This is a genomic window from Polynucleobacter sp. MWH-Loch1C5 (genome assembly GCF_018881775.1).
Classification (GTDB): domain Bacteria; phylum Pseudomonadota; class Gammaproteobacteria; order Burkholderiales; family Burkholderiaceae; genus Polynucleobacter.
This window is the reverse complement of sequence record NZ_JACVPR010000001.1, coordinates 1,126,147-1,142,422: the sequence shown is the minus strand read 5'-3', so window position 1 is coordinate 1,142,422 and position 16,276 is coordinate 1,126,147. Positions and strand designations below refer to the sequence as shown.

The 16,276-nt window shown below is 46.5% G+C and carries 16 protein-coding genes; 8 read left to right on the top strand and 8 right to left on the bottom strand.

Annotated elements, in window-relative coordinates:
* Window positions 1-8: 8 nt before the first annotated feature.
* Together ispH and ICE94_RS05805 are read right to left on the bottom strand one after the other, a co-directional pair.
* Entirely contained in the window at window positions 9-959 is a 951-nt protein-coding gene (gene ispH, locus ICE94_RS05810) for a 4-hydroxy-3-methylbut-2-enyl diphosphate reductase (RefSeq protein WP_216149743.1), read from the bottom strand.
* Window positions 960-1,421, bottom strand: a complete 462-nt coding sequence (locus ICE94_RS05805) for a peptidylprolyl isomerase (protein WP_216149741.1) — start codon at window positions 1,419-1,421, stop codon at window positions 960-962.
* Here ICE94_RS05805 and radC point away from each other — a divergent pair.
* The 3 genes from radC to rpmG all read left to right on the top strand — a co-directional run bounded on the left by radC (window position 1,311) and on the right by rpmG (window position 2,675).
* On the top strand, window positions 1,311-2,120 hold the full coding sequence (gene radC, locus ICE94_RS08490; protein WP_370623796.1) for a DNA repair protein RadC: 810 nt from the start codon (window positions 1,311-1,313) through the stop codon (window positions 2,118-2,120). The genes ICE94_RS05805 and radC overlap by 111 nt on opposite strands.
* A gap of 142 nt (window positions 2,121-2,262) precedes the next feature.
* Window positions 2,263-2,496 (top strand): 50S ribosomal protein L28, encoded by a 234-nt coding sequence (gene rpmB / locus ICE94_RS05795; RefSeq protein ID WP_216149740.1) that lies wholly within the window; start codon window positions 2,263-2,265, stop codon window positions 2,494-2,496.
* Between the two features lie 11 nt (window positions 2,497-2,507).
* Entirely contained in the window at window positions 2,508-2,675 is a 168-nt protein-coding gene (gene rpmG, locus ICE94_RS05790; protein WP_216149738.1) for a 50S ribosomal protein L33, read from the top strand.
* Window positions 2,676-2,766: 91 nt separating this feature from the next.
* On the opposite strand, the gene ICE94_RS05785 is transcribed toward rpmG, so the two are convergent.
* The 3 genes from ICE94_RS05785 to purN all read right to left on the bottom strand — a co-directional run bounded on the left by ICE94_RS05785 (window position 2,767) and on the right by purN (window position 6,111).
* Complete coding sequence (locus ICE94_RS05785; protein ID WP_216149735.1) at window positions 2,767-3,975, bottom strand: acyl-CoA desaturase; 1,209 nt, start codon at window positions 3,973-3,975, stop codon at window positions 2,767-2,769.
* 142 nt (window positions 3,976-4,117) lie between these two features.
* Window positions 4,118-5,473, bottom strand: a complete 1,356-nt coding sequence (locus tag ICE94_RS05780; RefSeq protein WP_216149733.1) for an RsmB/NOP family class I SAM-dependent RNA methyltransferase — start codon at window positions 5,471-5,473, stop codon at window positions 4,118-4,120.
* Window positions 5,473-6,111 (bottom strand): phosphoribosylglycinamide formyltransferase, encoded by a 639-nt coding sequence (purN, locus tag ICE94_RS05775; RefSeq protein WP_216149731.1) that lies wholly within the window; start codon window positions 6,109-6,111, stop codon window positions 5,473-5,475. The genes ICE94_RS05780 and purN overlap by 1 nt, the downstream gene beginning before the upstream one ends.
* A 27-nt stretch (window positions 6,112-6,138) precedes the next feature.
* Between purN and ICE94_RS05770 the strand changes: the two genes are divergently transcribed.
* Genes ICE94_RS05770 through dut form a run of 5 tightly spaced genes read left to right on the top strand, consistent with a single transcriptional unit; the run spans window position 6,139 to window position 12,100 of the window.
* Complete coding sequence (locus ICE94_RS05770; protein ID WP_216149729.1) at window positions 6,139-7,086, top strand: bifunctional riboflavin kinase/FAD synthetase; 948 nt, start codon at window positions 6,139-6,141, stop codon at window positions 7,084-7,086.
* Window positions 7,087-7,088: 2 nt separating this feature from the next.
* Window positions 7,089-9,944 (top strand): isoleucine--tRNA ligase, encoded by a 2,856-nt coding sequence (gene ileS / locus ICE94_RS05765; protein WP_216149727.1) that lies wholly within the window; start codon window positions 7,089-7,091, stop codon window positions 9,942-9,944.
* Window positions 9,945-9,947: 3 nt separating this feature from the next.
* Window positions 9,948-10,442, top strand: coding sequence for a signal peptidase II (gene lspA / locus ICE94_RS05760; RefSeq protein ID WP_216149725.1), 495 nt, complete (start codon window positions 9,948-9,950; stop codon window positions 10,440-10,442).
* The gene (gene coaBC / locus ICE94_RS05755) at window positions 10,439-11,647 is read left to right on the top strand and encodes a bifunctional phosphopantothenoylcysteine decarboxylase/phosphopantothenate--cysteine ligase CoaBC (protein ID WP_216149723.1); all 1,209 of its coding nucleotides are present in this window, start codon (window positions 10,439-10,441) and stop codon (window positions 11,645-11,647) included. The genes lspA and coaBC overlap by 4 nt, the downstream gene beginning before the upstream one ends.
* Before the next feature lie 3 nt (window positions 11,648-11,650).
* A complete protein-coding gene (gene dut / locus ICE94_RS05750) occupies window positions 11,651-12,100 on the top strand; it encodes a dUTP diphosphatase (protein ID WP_216149721.1) in 450 nt (149 codons plus the stop codon).
* A gap of 15 nt (window positions 12,101-12,115) precedes the next feature.
* On the opposite strand, the gene clpA is transcribed toward dut, so the two are convergent.
* The 3 genes from clpA to icd all read right to left on the bottom strand — a co-directional run bounded on the left by clpA (window position 12,116) and on the right by icd (window position 16,122).
* Entirely contained in the window at window positions 12,116-14,428 is a 2,313-nt protein-coding gene (clpA, locus tag ICE94_RS05745) for an ATP-dependent Clp protease ATP-binding subunit ClpA (protein ID WP_216149719.1), read from the bottom strand.
* The gene (gene clpS / locus ICE94_RS05740) at window positions 14,425-14,703 is read right to left on the bottom strand and encodes an ATP-dependent Clp protease adapter ClpS (RefSeq protein ID WP_255539144.1); all 279 of its coding nucleotides are present in this window, start codon (window positions 14,701-14,703) and stop codon (window positions 14,425-14,427) included. The genes clpA and clpS overlap by 4 nt, the downstream gene beginning before the upstream one ends.
* A 168-nt stretch (window positions 14,704-14,871) precedes the next feature.
* Complete coding sequence (gene icd, locus ICE94_RS05735) at window positions 14,872-16,122, bottom strand: NADP-dependent isocitrate dehydrogenase (RefSeq protein WP_216149715.1); 1,251 nt, start codon at window positions 16,120-16,122, stop codon at window positions 14,872-14,874.
* Between the last annotated feature and the right edge of the window lie 154 nt (window positions 16,123-16,276).

Genomic DNA, 16,276 nt, shown 5'->3' with positions numbered 1-16,276 from the left:
CAAAAAATTTAATCATTCAACCCTTTAGGTAAAGCAAAGGCTGTGGTCTCTACTATACCCTCTAGGTTTTTGACTTGGCGAGGACCAAATGATTTAATCCTCTCAATAATCGATTGCGCCAAACTCTCCGGTGCTGACGCACCTGCTGTTAAGCCCACGCGCTTTTTATTCACAAACCATTCCGGCTGCAATTGATCTGGATGATCCACCATGTAGGAAATTACACCCAGCTTTTCAGATAATTCACGCAAGCGATTGGAGTTGGAACTATTTGGACTACCAACCACAATAACTATTTCAACTTGTGGTGCCATAAATTTCACGGCGTCCTGACGATTTTGGGTGGCGTAACAAATATCTTGTTTTTTGGGTTGTGTGATATGCGGATATTTACGTTTTAAAGCAGCCACAATCTCCACCGTCTCATCGACAGACAAAGTGGTTTGAGTGACGTAAGCAATCGGACTATCGCTGGCAATATTTAAGCGCTCCACATCAGCAATGGACTCTACAAGTTGAATGCCATCAGGGACCTGGCCCATGGTGCCTTCAACCTCAGGATGACCTTTATGACCAATCATCACCACCTGCATACCTTCTTTGCGCATTTTGATGACCTCAACATGAACCTTAGTCACCAAAGGACATGTGGCATCAAAAATCTTCAGCCCCCGTCGAGTCGCCTCTTCACGAATCGCGGGCGATACACCATGAGCACTAAAAATGACAGTTGCACCCGTGGGCACCTCAGACAACTCATCTACAAAAACCGCACCGCGTGCGCGCAAATCATTAACGACATAAGCGTTGTGCACAATCTCATGACGCACATAAATAGGCGGCCCAAATTTTTCCAAGGCTTTCTCAACAATGGTGATCGCTCGGTCTACTCCCGCACAAAAACCACGCGGTTGCGCCAACACAATCTCAGCATCAGCAACAGTGGAACTCTGAGTCATTTAGAGGATGCCAATAATTTCAACTTCAAATTGAATAGTCTTACCAGCCAAGGGATGATTAAAGTCAAAGGTGGCCGTTTGCTCATCAATCGCCAGCAAGGTACCCGAGTACTTCGCACCATTGGGCGCATTAAACTCAATCATATCTCCGGCTTGATAGTCTTCCTCCGCCGAGCTGTTTTCTCGCAGAGTCTGCAAAGAAATCTGTTTCACCAAATCAGGGTTACGCACCCCGTACGCTTTCTCAGGCGGGAACTCAAAAACCTTACGCTCGCCCGTCGTCAAGCCCAACAGAGCGTCTTCCAAGATCGGCGACAACTGTCCTGTACCCATCAACAATGTGGCAGGCTTATCTTCAAAAGTGTTTACCAAGTCGCCACCTTCAGGCAAACCGATGCGGTAGTTCAACGTCAGGTAAGAACTGCTCGAGACGCAAGTCGTATTTTTGTCAGATTTAGTCATAGGCCTATTTTAGCTAGCAATTCGATTATTAAAAAAGATTCCACATACCCACACAAACCCCGAGAAAAACTTCTTTCACAAGGGCCTAGTTCACTCAGTGAAATTGAGCTTTTGGCTCTATTTTTACGTACTGGCACTCCGGGGGAGAGTGCTAGTGAAATGGCACTGCGGCTCATTCAGCATTTTGGCTCATTAGGCAAACTATTGCATGCCGACTACCAGGCGTTTAAAGAATTTAAGGGAATCGGCGTTTCGAAATGGGCCCAATTGCGCGCCTGCCTTGAAATAGCACGTCGCAGCTATATTGAAGAACTGGAACAACGCAACAATTTGCAATCGATTGGGCTAGTCAAAGACTTTCTGATCAACACCATTGGTCATAAACCCTATGAAGTATTTACCTGCTTATTTTTAGACCCTGGCAATCAACTGATATGCGCCAAAGAACTTTTTCGTGGCACGGTGGACTGCGCCACCGTCCATGTTCGAGAAGTACTCAAAGAGTGTCTGGATTTGGGTTGTAGCAATTTAATTGTGGCGCACAACCATCCCAGCGGAGAATTAAAGCCAAGTGCCGATGATTTAGAGCTAACAGCTGTTTTAGCGCAAGCTTTAAGCTTTGTACAAATTGATCTTTTAGACCACTTGATTGTTTCAAAAAATGGGGCAATTTCTCTACATGAGCAAGGTTTTATTTAACTATTAATGGTAGTAAATACTAACTTATAAACACCATTGCGCGCTGCAGTCATGGTCTAAAAATGGCTTTTCTAGAGAAGTAGTGGAATACTTGTGCCGCACCTGATACAATCTTGTTTTTTCGCAATTAAAGGAGTGTGTCATGGCACGAGTATGCCAAGTCACCGGGAAAAAGCCGATGGTCGGCAACAATGTTTCCCATGCAAACAATAAGACGAAGCGTCGCTTTTTGCCTAATCTGCAAAACCGTCGTTTTTGGGTTGAATCTGAAAATCGTTGGGTCAGCTTGCGTATTACGAACGCTGGTCTACGCTTGATCGACAAAGTGGGTATTGATGCCGTATTGGCCGATTTACGCGCTCGCGGTGAAATTTAAGGAGCTCAAAAATGGCTAAAGGCGGTCGCGAAAAAATCAAACTGGAATCTACAGCTGGTACAGGTCACTTCTACACCACGACCAAGAACAAGCGTACGATGCCAGAAAAGATTGAAATCATGAAGTTTGATCCTAAAGCACGCAAGCACGTTGCTTACAAGGAAACTAAGATCAAATAATTGATTGAAGAATCTGGTCATGCCTTTAAGTGGCATGCAATAAAAAGCCCGCTCTAAGCGGGTTTTTTATTGGCTGTTGGATTGATAGAGGCTAGGCAGGCTTCAAAGTATAGCGGCGTAAGCGCAAGGAGAAGTCCTGTAAAGCTTGCATACCGCTAGCCTCAGCACGTTGGCACCAATCCTGGAGTTGCACAATCAACTGCTCTTTCGTCACGTTAGAGCGACCCCAAAGAGCAGTTAACTCGCGACGCATCTCAATCATCAAGCGTACCGCTTTAGATTGATCCATCAAATCTTGTAAACGGGCTTTTTCATCTGAGCTTAATTTACTCTCGTCTTTTTGTAGCCATGTATGCGCACCACTGAAGCGTCCTGCGAGTTCACGCATATGCGTCAGTTCATGATCTAGAGTCTTGCGCAGTGCCTTTGAATAGCGGGACATCACTTCATAGCGATTAGCAATCACTGCTTGCAAAGTTAGCTCGCAAGCTTGACGCACATCTGCCAATACAGGCTTGGGTGGCGTCTTTTTCACTTTAGCCAAACCCATCATCTCGAGAGCGCGTATATAACCCCAGCCAATATCAAATTCGTACCATTTATTAGATAGCTTGGCACTCGTGGCGTACGTGTGATGATTGTTATGCAGCTCCTCGCCGCCAATCAAAATACCCCAAGGCAAAATATTGGTCGAAGCATCCTCACACTCATAATTGCGGTATCCCCAATAGTGGCCGATACCATTAATAATTCCGGCGGCTGTAATCGGAATCCACAGCATCTGGACCGCCCATACGGTTGCCCCAATAGCACCAAATAAGAATAGGTCAATAATCAACATTAAACCCACACCTTGCCACTGATACTTGGAATAAACATTGCGCTCCACCCAGTCGTCAGGTGTGCCATGACCATACTTTTCAATCGTTTCACGGTTTTTTGCCTCAGCACGATATAACTCAGCACCACGGCTTAAAACGGTTTGAATACCTAGTACCTGCGGACTATGAGGATCATCTGCGGTTTCGCATTTAGCGTGATGTTTACGATGAATCGCAGCCCACTCTTTAGTCACCATACCAGTGGTCAACCACAGCCAAAAGCGAAAGAAATGGGATGGAAGAGGATGTAAATCTAAGGCACGATGTGCCTGACAACGGTGCAAGAAGATGGTGACGCTAGCAATCGTAATGTGTGTGAGCACCAACGTCACTACGATGATCTGCCACCACGCTAAATCCAAATAGCCATTAGCCAACCCATTTAAAAAATGATCGCGAAATACTTCCAATGAAGCCATGTGGCTTTCCTCTCCCGTTGTTAATGCTCGAATTTTAACAAATTAGTCATAAAATCAAAACCTTGATGATGCAAGGTTTTGACCAAAATCAGCTTATTTGCTGAAAAATAACTCCAAATTAAGCGAAATTAGAGAAATTTATCTAGCTTTTCCGCTGCAAGATCGCTGCAAAAAAGCCATCTGTGCCATGCACTTGAGGCCATAACTGCCAATAGCCTAAATGCTCACCCCCGATAGGCGTACCGTCATGCTGCGGGAAACTGCCCTTGAGGGCATCCTTAGGGCTTAACAACTCATAGTGAGGGTGAGACTGTAAAAAGGCCTCAACCACTGCCTGATTTTCTTCTTGCAAGAAACTACAAGTTGCATAGACAAGGCGACCCCCAATTTTTGGTAAGCGAGCCGCAGATTGTAGGATTGATAATTGTTTTGCATGCAGCTGCGTAATCGCCTCAGGGTTTTGTCGCCATTTCAAATCGGGATTGCGTCGCAATGTACCCAAGCCACTACAAGGTGCATCGACGAGTACACGATCAATCTTACCCGCTAGGCGTTTAACCTTGACATCATTCTCGTGATCGATCCAGACCGGATGCACATTAGATAAGCCACTACGGGCTAAACGGGGTTTTAAATTAGCCAAACGTTTTTCTGAAACATCGAGTGCATACAGGCGACCTGTCGATTTCATCATGGCGCCTAGCGCCAAGGTTTTACCACCAGCCCCAGCACAAAAATCAACGATCATCTCACCACGCTTGGGCGCTAAGAGCATTGCTAAGAGCTGGCTACCCTCATCTTGAACCTCTACTAAACCCTTTTTAAAGAGCTCTTGGTTTTGTAAAGCGGGTTTACCTTTGAGGCGTAAACCATCCGGGGCATAAGGAGTCGCGACTGCTTGATAACGTCCGCCAAGCTCATTGAGTTGCTGCATGACATCTTCAGCTTGGGCCTTGAGTGTATTCACACGCAAGTCCAAAGGTGCAGACTTCAGCATCGCTTCTGCCAAGCTTTGTGCAAACTCATCTGATAGCTCAGCACACATTCTTTGCCAGAGCCACTCGGGCAAGTTAAAACGAATGTGCGGCGCCAAACTCTCACGATCTAGACTGGCATAACGTTGTAGCCATTCAATCTCTGGGGGCTGAACCACAAAAGCCATATCTGCGAGAGCGCTTTCGGCGCGCTGCCCCGTACCCAAATCACTATCTATAAAAGTATGGTGCAAGGCCAATAAAGCCAAACGTCGCCCTAAGGGCCCTTGACCACTTTGCGCAAACTGAGCAATTTGAGATTTGCGTCTTAAATATGTAAATGAGGCCTCGGCCAAAAGAGCACGATCTCGATTACCTAACTGAGGCTGCGCTCGGAAATAGCGGCTCACCACCATATCCGCCGGATAAGTCAGTGGACCCAACTGCTCAATCAAAAATGCCAATTGCTCGACATGATGTGGCAAGACTTTTGCGCGCGCTGCCATGGCTTTAAGATGGGTCATTATTTACTTTCTGTATGAATCATTTGAATCTCAGGGGGTGTGACTAGCACCTGATCACCGACAATCTTGAGGCGATCCTCAATAAACCATCGAATAGCACGTGGATAAATTTGATGTTCCTGGACCAATACACGAGCTGCCAATGTATCTTCATTATCCCCCGGATAAACCGGCACAGATGCCTGAATCACAATCGGGCCATGATCTAACTCTTCGGTGACAAAGTGGACCGTCGCACCATGTCTTGTAACGCCAGCGTCCAGAGCCTGCTGGTGAGTGTGCACCCCAGGAAAGGCCGGTAATAAAGAGGGATGAATATTGAGCAGGCGGCCGGCATAGTGATTCACAAAAGCAGGGGTCAAAATACGCATAAAACCGGCCAAAACTAGCAAATCAGGGTTGAAACGATCAATCTCAACCATCAGAGCCGCATCAAACTCCTCGCGACTCGAATAATTTTTGTGATCGATTGCCAAGGCGGTAATGCCCGCCTGTCTTGCAAAATCTAGGCCACTGGCGGTGGGTCGGTTAGCAATAACGGCAGCGATAGAAGCCCCCCAAGCCTCAGCTTGGCAAGCTCTAACAATGGCTTCCATATTGGAACCACGGCCAGAAATAAGAATGACGATAGATTTCATGCTCGACAATATAATGGATAGCTTATCGTGAAAGTCATTAGAAGCATTCCCTCGCCTAACCATTGGGCCCCATGCGCACTGACCATCGGCAACTTTGATGGGGTTCACAGGGGGCATCAGGCCATGCTTACAAGATTAGTAAAAACTGCTAAAGAGCAGGGTCTTCAATCATGTGTGATGACTTTTGAACCTCACCCTATCGAAATCTTAAAGCCTGCTATGGCGCCCACAAGGATTTCTAACTTAAGGGACAAATTATCCGCTATTGCAGCCTGTGGTGTCGATTATGTTTATGTACAGCACTTCAATAGCAGTTTTTCAGGGATGAGTGCCCAAGCTTTCGAAGAAACGTTCTTGCATCAATCACTCAAAACGCGTCATATCTTAATCGGCGATGATTTTCGCTATGGCGCAGGTCGCCAAGGGGACTTTCAGAGTCTTGTCAATGCCGGACAGCGCTTAGGCTTTACAGTGGCGAGCCTCCCCACCATCACACACGATGAAGAACGAGTGTCTAGCTCAGCCATCCGCCAAGCCCTCAAAGTAGGCGATCTAGCGCACGCTCAATCGCTCATGGGTCGACCTTATATGATTTCTGGGCATGTGCTACATGGTCAGAAACTGGGCAGAAATTTGGGCTTTCCTACGTTGAATTTAGCAGTAGCTAACCGCTTACACGTCAGAAAACCCGCGATTGAAGGGATTTTTATCGCTTTGGTGCACGGATTGAGGGAAAATCCTCTTTCTGCTGTCGCAAGTCTAGGTCAGCGCCCTACGGTCGATGATTCTGGGCGCTATCTATTAGAAGTGCATATTTTTGACTTCCAAGAAGAGGTTTACGGCAAGCTAGTACAGGTGGAGCTTCTCGAAAAAATTCGGGACGAAGCACGTTATGAAGATTTAACTCAGTTACAAACTGCCATTGCTAGCGATGCAGTTTATGCAAAGAACTATTTTGATAAATTGAAGAAATAAGTATGTCTGAAAAAAAGAATAACTATCCGGTCAACCTATTAGATACCGCCTTCCCCATGCGCGGTGATCTACCTAAAAGAGAACCTCTTTGGGTAGAGCAATGGAAAACCAAGAAAATTTATCAAAAAATTCGTCAAGCAAAAAAAGGCAAGAAGAAATTCATCTTGCATGATGGCCCTCCCTATGCCAATGGCGATATTCATATCGGGCATGCGGTCAATAAGATCCTCAAGGATATGATTGTCAAAGCCAAAGGTTTGAGTGGCATGGATGCTGTCTATGTCCCTGGCTGGGATTGCCATGGCATGCCTATTGAGATTCAGATTGAAAAACAATTTGGCAAAAACTTAAGTACCGCAGAAGTTCAAGCCAAAGCACGTGCGTATGCACAAGTGCAAGTAGATCAGCAGAAGAAAGATTTTGAAAGACTGGGCGTTCTAGCAGATTGGGAAAACCCATACCTCACCATGTCTTATAAAAATGAAGCTGATGAGATTCGTGCTCTAGGCAAAATTTATGAGAAGGGTTTTGTTTTTCGCGGACTCAAACCCGTGAATTGGTGTTTTGACTGCGGATCAGCGCTAGCTGAAGCGGAAGTCGAATATAAAGATAAAATAGATTTAGCAGTCGATGTCGGTTTTGGTTTTGCCAAAGAATCACTGACTGCTCTAGCCCAAGCGTTTGGCCTCAAGCAACTGCCTAGCGAACAAGGAATGGCCGTTATATGGACCACAACCCCTTGGACACTACCGGCCAATATGGCACTTAACCTTCACCCTGAAGTCATCTATGAATTAATCAAAACTGAGCGCGGTCTATTGATCTTGGCTCAAGAACGACGTGAAGAATGTTTAAAGAACTATGGCTTGGCTGGTGAAGTACTTGCACAATGTCCAGGTGCTGCGTTAGCAGGAGTTCATTTCAAACACCCACTATACGACGCAGATCCAGGTTACCAAAGAACCGCCCCTATCTATCTGGCTGACTATGTCAGCACAGATAACGGTACAGGCTTGGTTCATTGCGCCCCCGCTTATGGTGAAGAAGACTTTAAGTCATGCAAAGCACATGGCCTACCAGACGATCAAATTCCTAATCCAGTCATGGGTGACGGTGTATACGCATCGACCCTCCCCTTATTTGCAGGCTTGAGCATTTGGCAAGCCAACCCCAAGATCGTAGAAGCTTTACAAAACGTCGGCACCTTACTCAAATCAAGCAAGCTAGAACACTCTTACATGCATTGTTGGCGTCACAAGACCCCTGTCATCTATCGCGCCACAGCGCAATGGTTTGCCAGCATGGATAAAGCTGTTGATGGCGCCTCACTCAGAGAAACTGCGCTCAAGGCTGTCCAAGCGACTCAGTTCTACCCCGCATGGGGGCAGCAACGCTTGCATAGCATGATTGCTAATCGCCCCGATTGGACGCTGTCACGCCAGCGTCAATGGGGAGTACCGATGGCCTTTTTGATTCATAAAGAAACTGGCCAGCCCCATCCACGCACCGTAGAGCTTCTCGAGCTCATTGCACAACGTGTGGAAAAAGAAGGTATTGAAGCTTGGCAAAAACTAGATATCGCCGAACTCATCGGCGCAGAAGCTAACGCTTATGAGAAAAATAAAGATACTTTAGATGTCTGGTTTGACTCGGGCACTACCCACTGGCATGTGATTCGTGGCTCACATCAAGATACGCTCACCGATAATCATAAACCCGCAGCGGCTGATGAACACTGGGCTGACCTTTATTTAGAAGGCTCTGACCAACATCGTGGCTGGTTCCACTCTTCATTACTCACAGGTGCGATGCTAGATGGCAAAGCTCCCTATAAAGCCCTACTGACACACGGCTTCACAGTCGATGGTCAAGGTCGCAAAATGAGTAAATCGGTTGGTAACGTAGTGGCCCCTCAAGAAGTGGCCGACCGCATGGGCGCTGAAATTATTCGCCTATGGGTAGCCTCTACCGATTACTCGGGTGAAATGACCATCTCAGAAGAAATTCTGAAACGCGTCGTAGAAAGCTATCGCCGCATTCGCAATACCCTACGCTTTATGCTGGCTAATCTATCTGATTTTGATTATGCAAAACATCAGATGCCTCCAGAACAATGGCTAGAAATTGATCGATACGCTTTAGCCCTGAGTGAGGAAGTACAAAAGAGCACCTTGGCACACTATGATGCTTATGAGTTTCATCCTGTCGTCAGTCGCTTGATGACATTCTGCTCTGAAGATATGGGCGGTTTCTATTTAGACATTCTGAAAGACCGGCTGTATACCCTACAGGCTGATGCACCGGCACGCCGCTCAGCACAGAATGCCCTGTATCACATTACGCAGGGATTTTTACGTTGGATTGCTCCTTTCCTCTCCTTTACAGCAGAAGAGGCTTGGCAAGTTTTTGCTCACCAAACCGATAGTCAAGATACGATCTTTACAGAAGAGTTCTATGCTTTACCCAATATCGCAGATAGTCATGCTTTGCTCGATAAATGGGCCAAGATTCGTGAAATGCGCTCGGAGATTACGAAAGCCATTGAAACCGAACGTGAGGCAGGTCGTGTAGGCTCATCATTACAGGCAGAAATTACTATCGAAGCCCCTGCACAAGAGGCTGCCATCTTACAAAGTCTGGGTAATGATTTACGTTTCATTACGATTACCTCAGCGGCCAGTGTAAAAGTTTCGACTGGTTCAGAGTTCAAAGTGATAGTGCATCCATCGAGTCACTCCAAATGCGGTCGTTGCTGGCACTATCGCGATGATGTAGGTCATGATCCACAACACCCAGAATTATGTGGTCGCTGCACCTCTAATCTGTTTGGGGCGGGTGAACAACGCGAGCACGCATAATTTATGGCTAAACGTTCATCAGGAAAATCTTCAAGCGCGGTCTCATGGCTAGGATTGGCCCTGATTATTTTGATCATTGATCAGATCACCAAGTTAATCGCTAAACATTATTTATTTGAGGCGATTCCACGACCTGTATTTTCATTTTTGAATTGGACTTTGGTCTACAACCCCGGGGCTGCATTTTCATTCTTATCTCAAGCAGGTGGCTGGCAACGTTGGTTCTTTACGGGCTTGGGTATTGTGGCTGCAATTTTTATTATCTATCTCTTATTTAAGAATCATCAGCAGAAAATATTCAGCACAGCACTCAGCCTCATCTTAGCCGGCGCCATTGGCAATGTGATTGATCGTATTGCTTACGGCGCTGTAGTTGATTTTATTGATTTACATTACGCTGGTTGGCACTGGCCCGCCTTTAATATTGCCGATAGCGCGATTAGTCTGGGTGTGGTACTGTTGCTCATCGATGAAATAAGACGCGTCAATCGCTCATGAGTCTTTTGCAAGGTAAACGTATTCTGCTCGCCATGTCAGGCGGTATCGCAGCCTTTAAGGTGGCGGAGTTGGTTCGTCTACTCACTGGCGCAGGCGCCAAAGTTCAAGTGATGATGAGTGAATCTGCAACGCAATTCATGACACCAGTCACTATGCAAGCACTGAGCGGTCAAACAGTCTATGTGAGTCAATGGGATAACCGAATTGCTAATAACATGGCTCACATTGAATTAACTCGGCAGATCGATTTAATGGTTGCCGTACCTGCCAGCGCAGATTTGATTGCAAAAATCAATGCGGGTCTCGCGGATGATTTAATTAGCGTGAGCTGTTTAGCACGCGATTGCCCACTGATCGTGGTTCCTGCCATGAATCGACAAATGTGGGGGAACCCTGCGACTCAAAGAAACATAGCCGGACTGATCACTCAAGGTATTGAGATCTTGGGGCCTACCTCAGGCACACAGGCCTGCGGTGAAAATGGCATGGGGCGCATGCTAGAGGCTAAAGAAATATTTGCTGGTATTCAGGCTCACCTGCAGAAAAAAGTACTTGTAGGTAAGCATGTTCTCATTACAGCGGGTCCCACCTATGAAGCGATTGATCCAGTACGCGGCATCACTAACCGTAGCTCAGGAAAGATGGGTTTTGCTATTGCCCAAGCTGCAGTTGAAGCGGGTGCGACTGTCGACTTAGTGGCCGGCCCCTGTCATCTAGAGACACCTCTGACCTTTACTCAAAGAATTAAGCGTCACGATGTCATGAGCGCAAAGGACATGCAAGCTGCAGTGATGCAATGCATCCGCCAGCAACGCACAGACTTTTTCTTTGCCGTTGCCGCCGTCGCTGATTGGGCGATTAAAAATCCAGCTGACGAAAAAATAAAACGGGGGCTAAGCGATCTTCATCTTGAGTTCGAACCTAACCCAGATATCTTAAAGTCTGTCGTAGATCATACTGGCTCCAACCCCAAGCCCTACTGCATCGGTTTTGCAGCGGAGAGCCATGACCTCGAGAAAAACGGTAAAGATAAATTAATTCGTAAAAATATCCCTCTATTAATAGCCAATATTGGGCCCGAGACCTTTGGTTTGGATGAAAACCAATTGCTCTATATCGAAAAAGATCAACAACACACGACGAGCCGTAAAGACAAAATCAGTTTGGCTCGTGAGTTAATTGAATATATCTCCACTAAAGCCTAAGCAATGAAAAAACTACAAGTCAAAATCTTAGATGAGCGCATGCGCAATAACCTGCCTCAATACGCCACAGCTGGGAGTGCCGGACTCGATTTACGCGCCTGCCTCGATGAAGCAATCACTATTGAACCAGGCCAAACCGTTCTGGTACCCACAGGGTTATCGATTTTCTTAGACGACCCTCAATACGCTGCCTTGATTTTGCCTCGCTCAGGCCTCGGTCATAAGCATGGCATCGTTTTAGGCAATCTAGTCGGCTTAATTGACTCCGATTACCAAGGGCAGTTGATGGTCAGTACATGGAATCGCGGTCAAACCGCATTTAAGTTAGAACCCATGGAGCGCCTAGCTCAGCTAGTCATCGTGCCTGTCGCTCAAGTTGAATGGCAAGAAGTTGAGGAATTTACCGCCAGCGCAAGAGGCACTGGCGGGTTTGGTAGTACGGGTCGAGCTTAGTCTTAATACCCTAGCTTAGGCCTCTTGCGTCGAGGCGGCATTACCACTGGTCTGCTTGCCCGTAAATGGGCGCACCGGGGCATCGAAATCCAAGACAATCTGATCTTGATCATCCATATCAACCACCACGTGTCCGCCATGAGCTAAACGGCCAAAGAGCAGCTCATCAGCCAAGGCTTTACGTACCAGATCCTGAATTAAGCGCTGCATAGGTCTTGCTCCCATCAATGGGTCAAAGCCATGCTTGGCAAGATACTGGCGCAATCGATCTGTAAAGTTGGCATCCACTTTCTTTTCATGTAGCTGCTCTTCAAGCTGCATGAGGAACTTATCGACCACTCGCAAAATGATCGCCTCATCCAAGGCTCTGAAGGCCACAATGGCATCCAAACGATTGCGGAACTCAGGTGTGAAAGTACGCTTGATATCCCCCATCTCGTCACCCGCCTGACGCGCAGTCGTGAATCCAATCGTAGACTTTTGCATAGTCTCAGCACCGGCATTAGTAGTCATAATGATGATCACATTACGGAAATCGGCTTTACGACCATTGTTATCGGTAAGCGTGCCGTGATCCATGACCTGCAAAAGAATATTGAAGATATCGGGATGTGCTTTTTCAATTTCATCTAGCAGTAAGACGCAATGAGGTTTTTTATTCACAGCCTCAGTTAACAATCCACCTTGATCAAAACCAACGTAGCCTGGGGGCGCGCCGATCAAACGACTGACTGCGTGACGCTCCATATACTCAGACATATCAAAGCGAATCAGCTCGATACCCATAATAAAGGCCAACTGTTTAGCAACCTCAGTCTTACCCACGCCCGTTGGGCCTGAAAAGAGGAATGAGCCAATCGGTTTATCTTCTTTACCCAAGCCAGCGCGTGACATTTTGATAGCGGCAGCCAATACTTCAATCGCAGGATCTTGACCGAACACCACACTCTTTAAGTCACGATCAAGGGTCTGTAGTTTGCTACGGTCATCCACAGAGACCGATTGAGGCGGGATACGCGCAATCTTAGCCACAATATCTTCAATCTCTTGGCGACCAATCGTTTTTTTCTGCTTTGACTTAGGCAGGATACGTTGCGCAGCACCTGCTTCATCAATCACATCAATCGCCTTATCAGGTAAGTGACGGTCATTGATATAGCGTGAGGAGAGCTCAGCAGCAGCAGTTAGGGCACCTTGTGCGTATTTCACACCATGATGCTCTTCAAATTTAGATTTCAAACCACGTAGAATTTGTACAGTTTGATCGACTGTAGGTTCAACCACATCCACCTTCTGGAAACGTCTAGAAAGCGCAGCATCTTTTTCAAAGATACCTCGATATTCATTGAAGGTCGTGGCGCCAATACACTTCATCTGACCACCTGACAAAGCAGGCTTTAGTAGATTACTCGCATCTAGGGTACCTCCTGAAGCAGCACCTGCACCAATTAAGGTATGAATCTCATCAATAAAGAGGACAGCGTTCGGATTATCTTTGAGATTCTTGAGCACGCCTTTTAAACGCTGTTCGAAGTCACCGCGATATTTGGTGCCCGCTAGCAATGCACCCATGTCTAAAGAATAGACCACGGCTTGCGAAAGAACATCAGGAACATCACCTTTGGTAATCCGCCAAGCCAAACCTTCTGCAATCGCGGTTTTACCGACCCCTGCCTCACCAACTAACAGAGGATTATTTTTTCTACGGCGGCATAACACCTGAATCACGCGCTCGACTTCGGCTTCACGACCAATCAGAGGATCAATACGGCCTTGGCGTGCCATCACATTGAGATTTTGGGTGTACTGCTCTAAGGGGCTATCCTTGCCAGAGGCATTGCCTTCCTCAGACTCATTGGCGCCTTCCTGTGGCTTTGGGCTCTCCGCTTGATCTTTGCGAATGCCATGGCTGATGTAGTTGACTACATCTAAGCGGGTCACGCCCTGCTGCTGCAAATAGTAGACCGCATGAGAATCTTTTTCACCAAAAATGGCCACCAACACATTGGCGCCATTCACTTCTTTTTTACCGTTAGAGGTCGACTGCACATGCATGATGGCTCTTTGGATCACGCGTTGAAAACCTAAGGTAGGCTGTGTATCGACTTCTTCAGTACCCGGCACAATGGGCGTGTTGTCATTGATGAAATTTTTTAGATGACTTTTTAAATCATCGATATTGACCGCGCACGCCTTGAGTACATCAGTGGCAGTCGCGTTATCTAATAGCGCACATAGTAGATGCTCTACAGTGATGAACTCATGTCGTGATGCGCGCGCATCAACGAATGCCATATGTAAAGTGACTTCTAGCTCTTGGGCAATCATGCTTCCTCCATAGTGCACTGTAATGGGTGTCCTGCCTCACGCGCGCGATCGACAACTTGATGCACTTTCGTTGCAGCAACATCTTTGGTATAGACGCCGCAAACGCCCTTACCTTCAAGATGAACTTGCAACATAATTCGCGTGGCACTTTCTTGATTCTTGTGAAAATATTCTTGAATAATCATGACCACAAACTCCATAGGAGTGTAGTCATCATTTAATAAAACCACACGATACATTTTAGGAGGCCGAACACGTTCAGCCTGACGATCCATGACGGCAGCTTCATCACCCTTAATAACGGGTAAGTCAATTTGTCCAGATCTTTTTTGTTTACTCATGCCCTTATTCTAAACACAAGTTCCAAAATCAGTCAGAAAGGATTTTTACCTAGAAAATAAAAAACCCCGGGATATCCCGGGGTTTTTCTGAAGCATGCTCAATTACATATTGTCGATCATGACTTGACCAAAGCCAGAGCATGATACTTGCGTAGCACCCTCAAGCAAACGAGCAAAGTCATATGTCACTTTCTTAGACAAAATTGACTTTTCCATCGAGCTAATAATCAAATCAGCGGCTTCAAACCAACCCATATGGCGCAGCATCATTTCAGCTGAAAGAATTTCTGAACCTGGGTTCACGTAATCCTTGCCTGCGTACTTAGGTGCTGTACCGTGAGTTGCCTCGAACATCGCAACGCTATCTGACAAGTTAGCGCCTGGAGCAATACCAATACCACCCACTTGAGCCGCTAAGGCATCAGAGATGTAGTCGCCATTCAAGTTCAATGTGGCGATCACGCTGTATTCAGCAGGACGCAACAAGATCTGCTGCAAGAAGGCGTCTGCAATAGCGTCTTTAACGATGATATCTTTGCCTGTCTTAGGATTCTTAAACTTGCACCATGGACCGCCGTCAATTAACTGTGCGCCAAACTCTTTGATCGCAACTTCATAGCCCCAATCACGGAAGCCACCTTCAGTGAACTTCATGATGTTGCCTTTATGAACGATCGTCATGGATGGCTTATCGTTATCAATCGCGTACTGAATCGCTTTACGAACCAAACGCTGCGTACCTTCACGGGAGACTGGCTTAACACCAATACCTGAGCTAGCTGGGAAGCGAATCTTCTTCACACCCATTTCTTTGGTTAGGAATTCAATGACCTTCTTGGCACCTTCAGTGCCCTCTTGCCACTCAATACCCGCATAGATGTCTTCGGAGTTTTCACGGAAGATCACCATATCGGTTTTTTCTGGCTCTTTCACAGGAGATGGCACGCCTTTGAAATAGCGTACAGGGCGCAAGCAAACATAAAGATCAAGCTCTTGACGCAAGGCCACGTTCAAAGAACGAATACCGCCACCTACAGGAGTTGTCAAAGGACCTTTGATTGAAACAACGTAGTCTTTGAGAACTTGCAGAGTCTCTTCTGGCAACCAAACATCAGGGCCATACACTTTGGTGGACTTTTCACCAGCATAGATTTCCATCCATGAAATCTTTTTCTTACCCTTGTAGGCTTTCTCAACAGCGGCATCCACCACCTTGATCATCACGGGGGTAATGTCAAAACCTGTACCATCTCCCTCAATGTAAGGAATGATTGGATGATCTGGAACGTTTAATGAATAGTCTTTATTGACGGTGATTTTTTCACCAGCTGGGACCTTAATATGCTTATACATGCAAGTGCTCTCCATTGTAAGGAATTGTTATTTTCGCATAGTGTACTACTTTGGACATGGGGTAAATGTGCAAAGACTCTGATCAGACCTGTGACACCTCTGATACAGTCCACCTAGCTAGGCTTATTGTCGCCTGATAACTCAACACCAAACT

Bases quoted from the DNA above. Each gene is read 5' to 3' on its own strand.
- ispH (WP_216149743.1), bottom strand. From the start codon at position 959: ATGACTCAGAGTTCCACTGTTGCTGATGCTGAGATTGTGTTGGCGCAA.
- ICE94_RS05805 (WP_216149741.1), bottom strand. From the start codon at position 1,421: ATGACTAAATCTGACAAAAATACGACTTGCGTCTCGAGCAGTTCTTAC.
- rpmB (WP_216149740.1), top strand. From the start codon at position 2,263: ATGGCACGAGTATGCCAAGTCACCGGGAAAAAGCCGATGGTCGGCAAC.
- rpmG (WP_216149738.1), top strand. From the start codon at position 2,508: ATGGCTAAAGGCGGTCGCGAAAAAATCAAACTGGAATCTACAGCTGGT.
- ICE94_RS05785 (WP_216149735.1), bottom strand. From the start codon at position 3,975: ATGGCTTCATTGGAAGTATTTCGCGATCATTTTTTAAATGGGTTGGCT.
- ICE94_RS05780 (WP_216149733.1), bottom strand. From the start codon at position 5,473: ATGACCCATCTTAAAGCCATGGCAGCGCGCGCAAAAGTCTTGCCACAT.
- purN (WP_216149731.1), bottom strand. From the start codon at position 6,111: ATGAAATCTATCGTCATTCTTATTTCTGGCCGTGGTTCCAATATGGAA.
- ileS (WP_216149727.1), top strand. From the start codon at position 7,089: ATGTCTGAAAAAAAGAATAACTATCCGGTCAACCTATTAGATACCGCC.
- lspA (WP_216149725.1), top strand. From the start codon at position 9,948: ATGGCTAAACGTTCATCAGGAAAATCTTCAAGCGCGGTCTCATGGCTA.
- coaBC (WP_216149723.1), top strand. From the start codon at position 10,439: ATGAGTCTTTTGCAAGGTAAACGTATTCTGCTCGCCATGTCAGGCGGT.
- dut (WP_216149721.1), top strand. From the start codon at position 11,651: ATGAAAAAACTACAAGTCAAAATCTTAGATGAGCGCATGCGCAATAAC.
- clpA (WP_216149719.1), bottom strand. From the start codon at position 14,428: ATGATTGCCCAAGAGCTAGAAGTCACTTTACATATGGCATTCGTTGAT.
- clpS (WP_255539144.1), bottom strand. From the start codon at position 14,703: ATGGATCGTCAGGCTGAACGTGTTCGGCCTCCTAAAATGTATCGTGTG.
- icd (WP_216149715.1), bottom strand. From the start codon at position 16,122: ATGTATAAGCATATTAAGGTCCCAGCTGGTGAAAAAATCACCGTCAAT.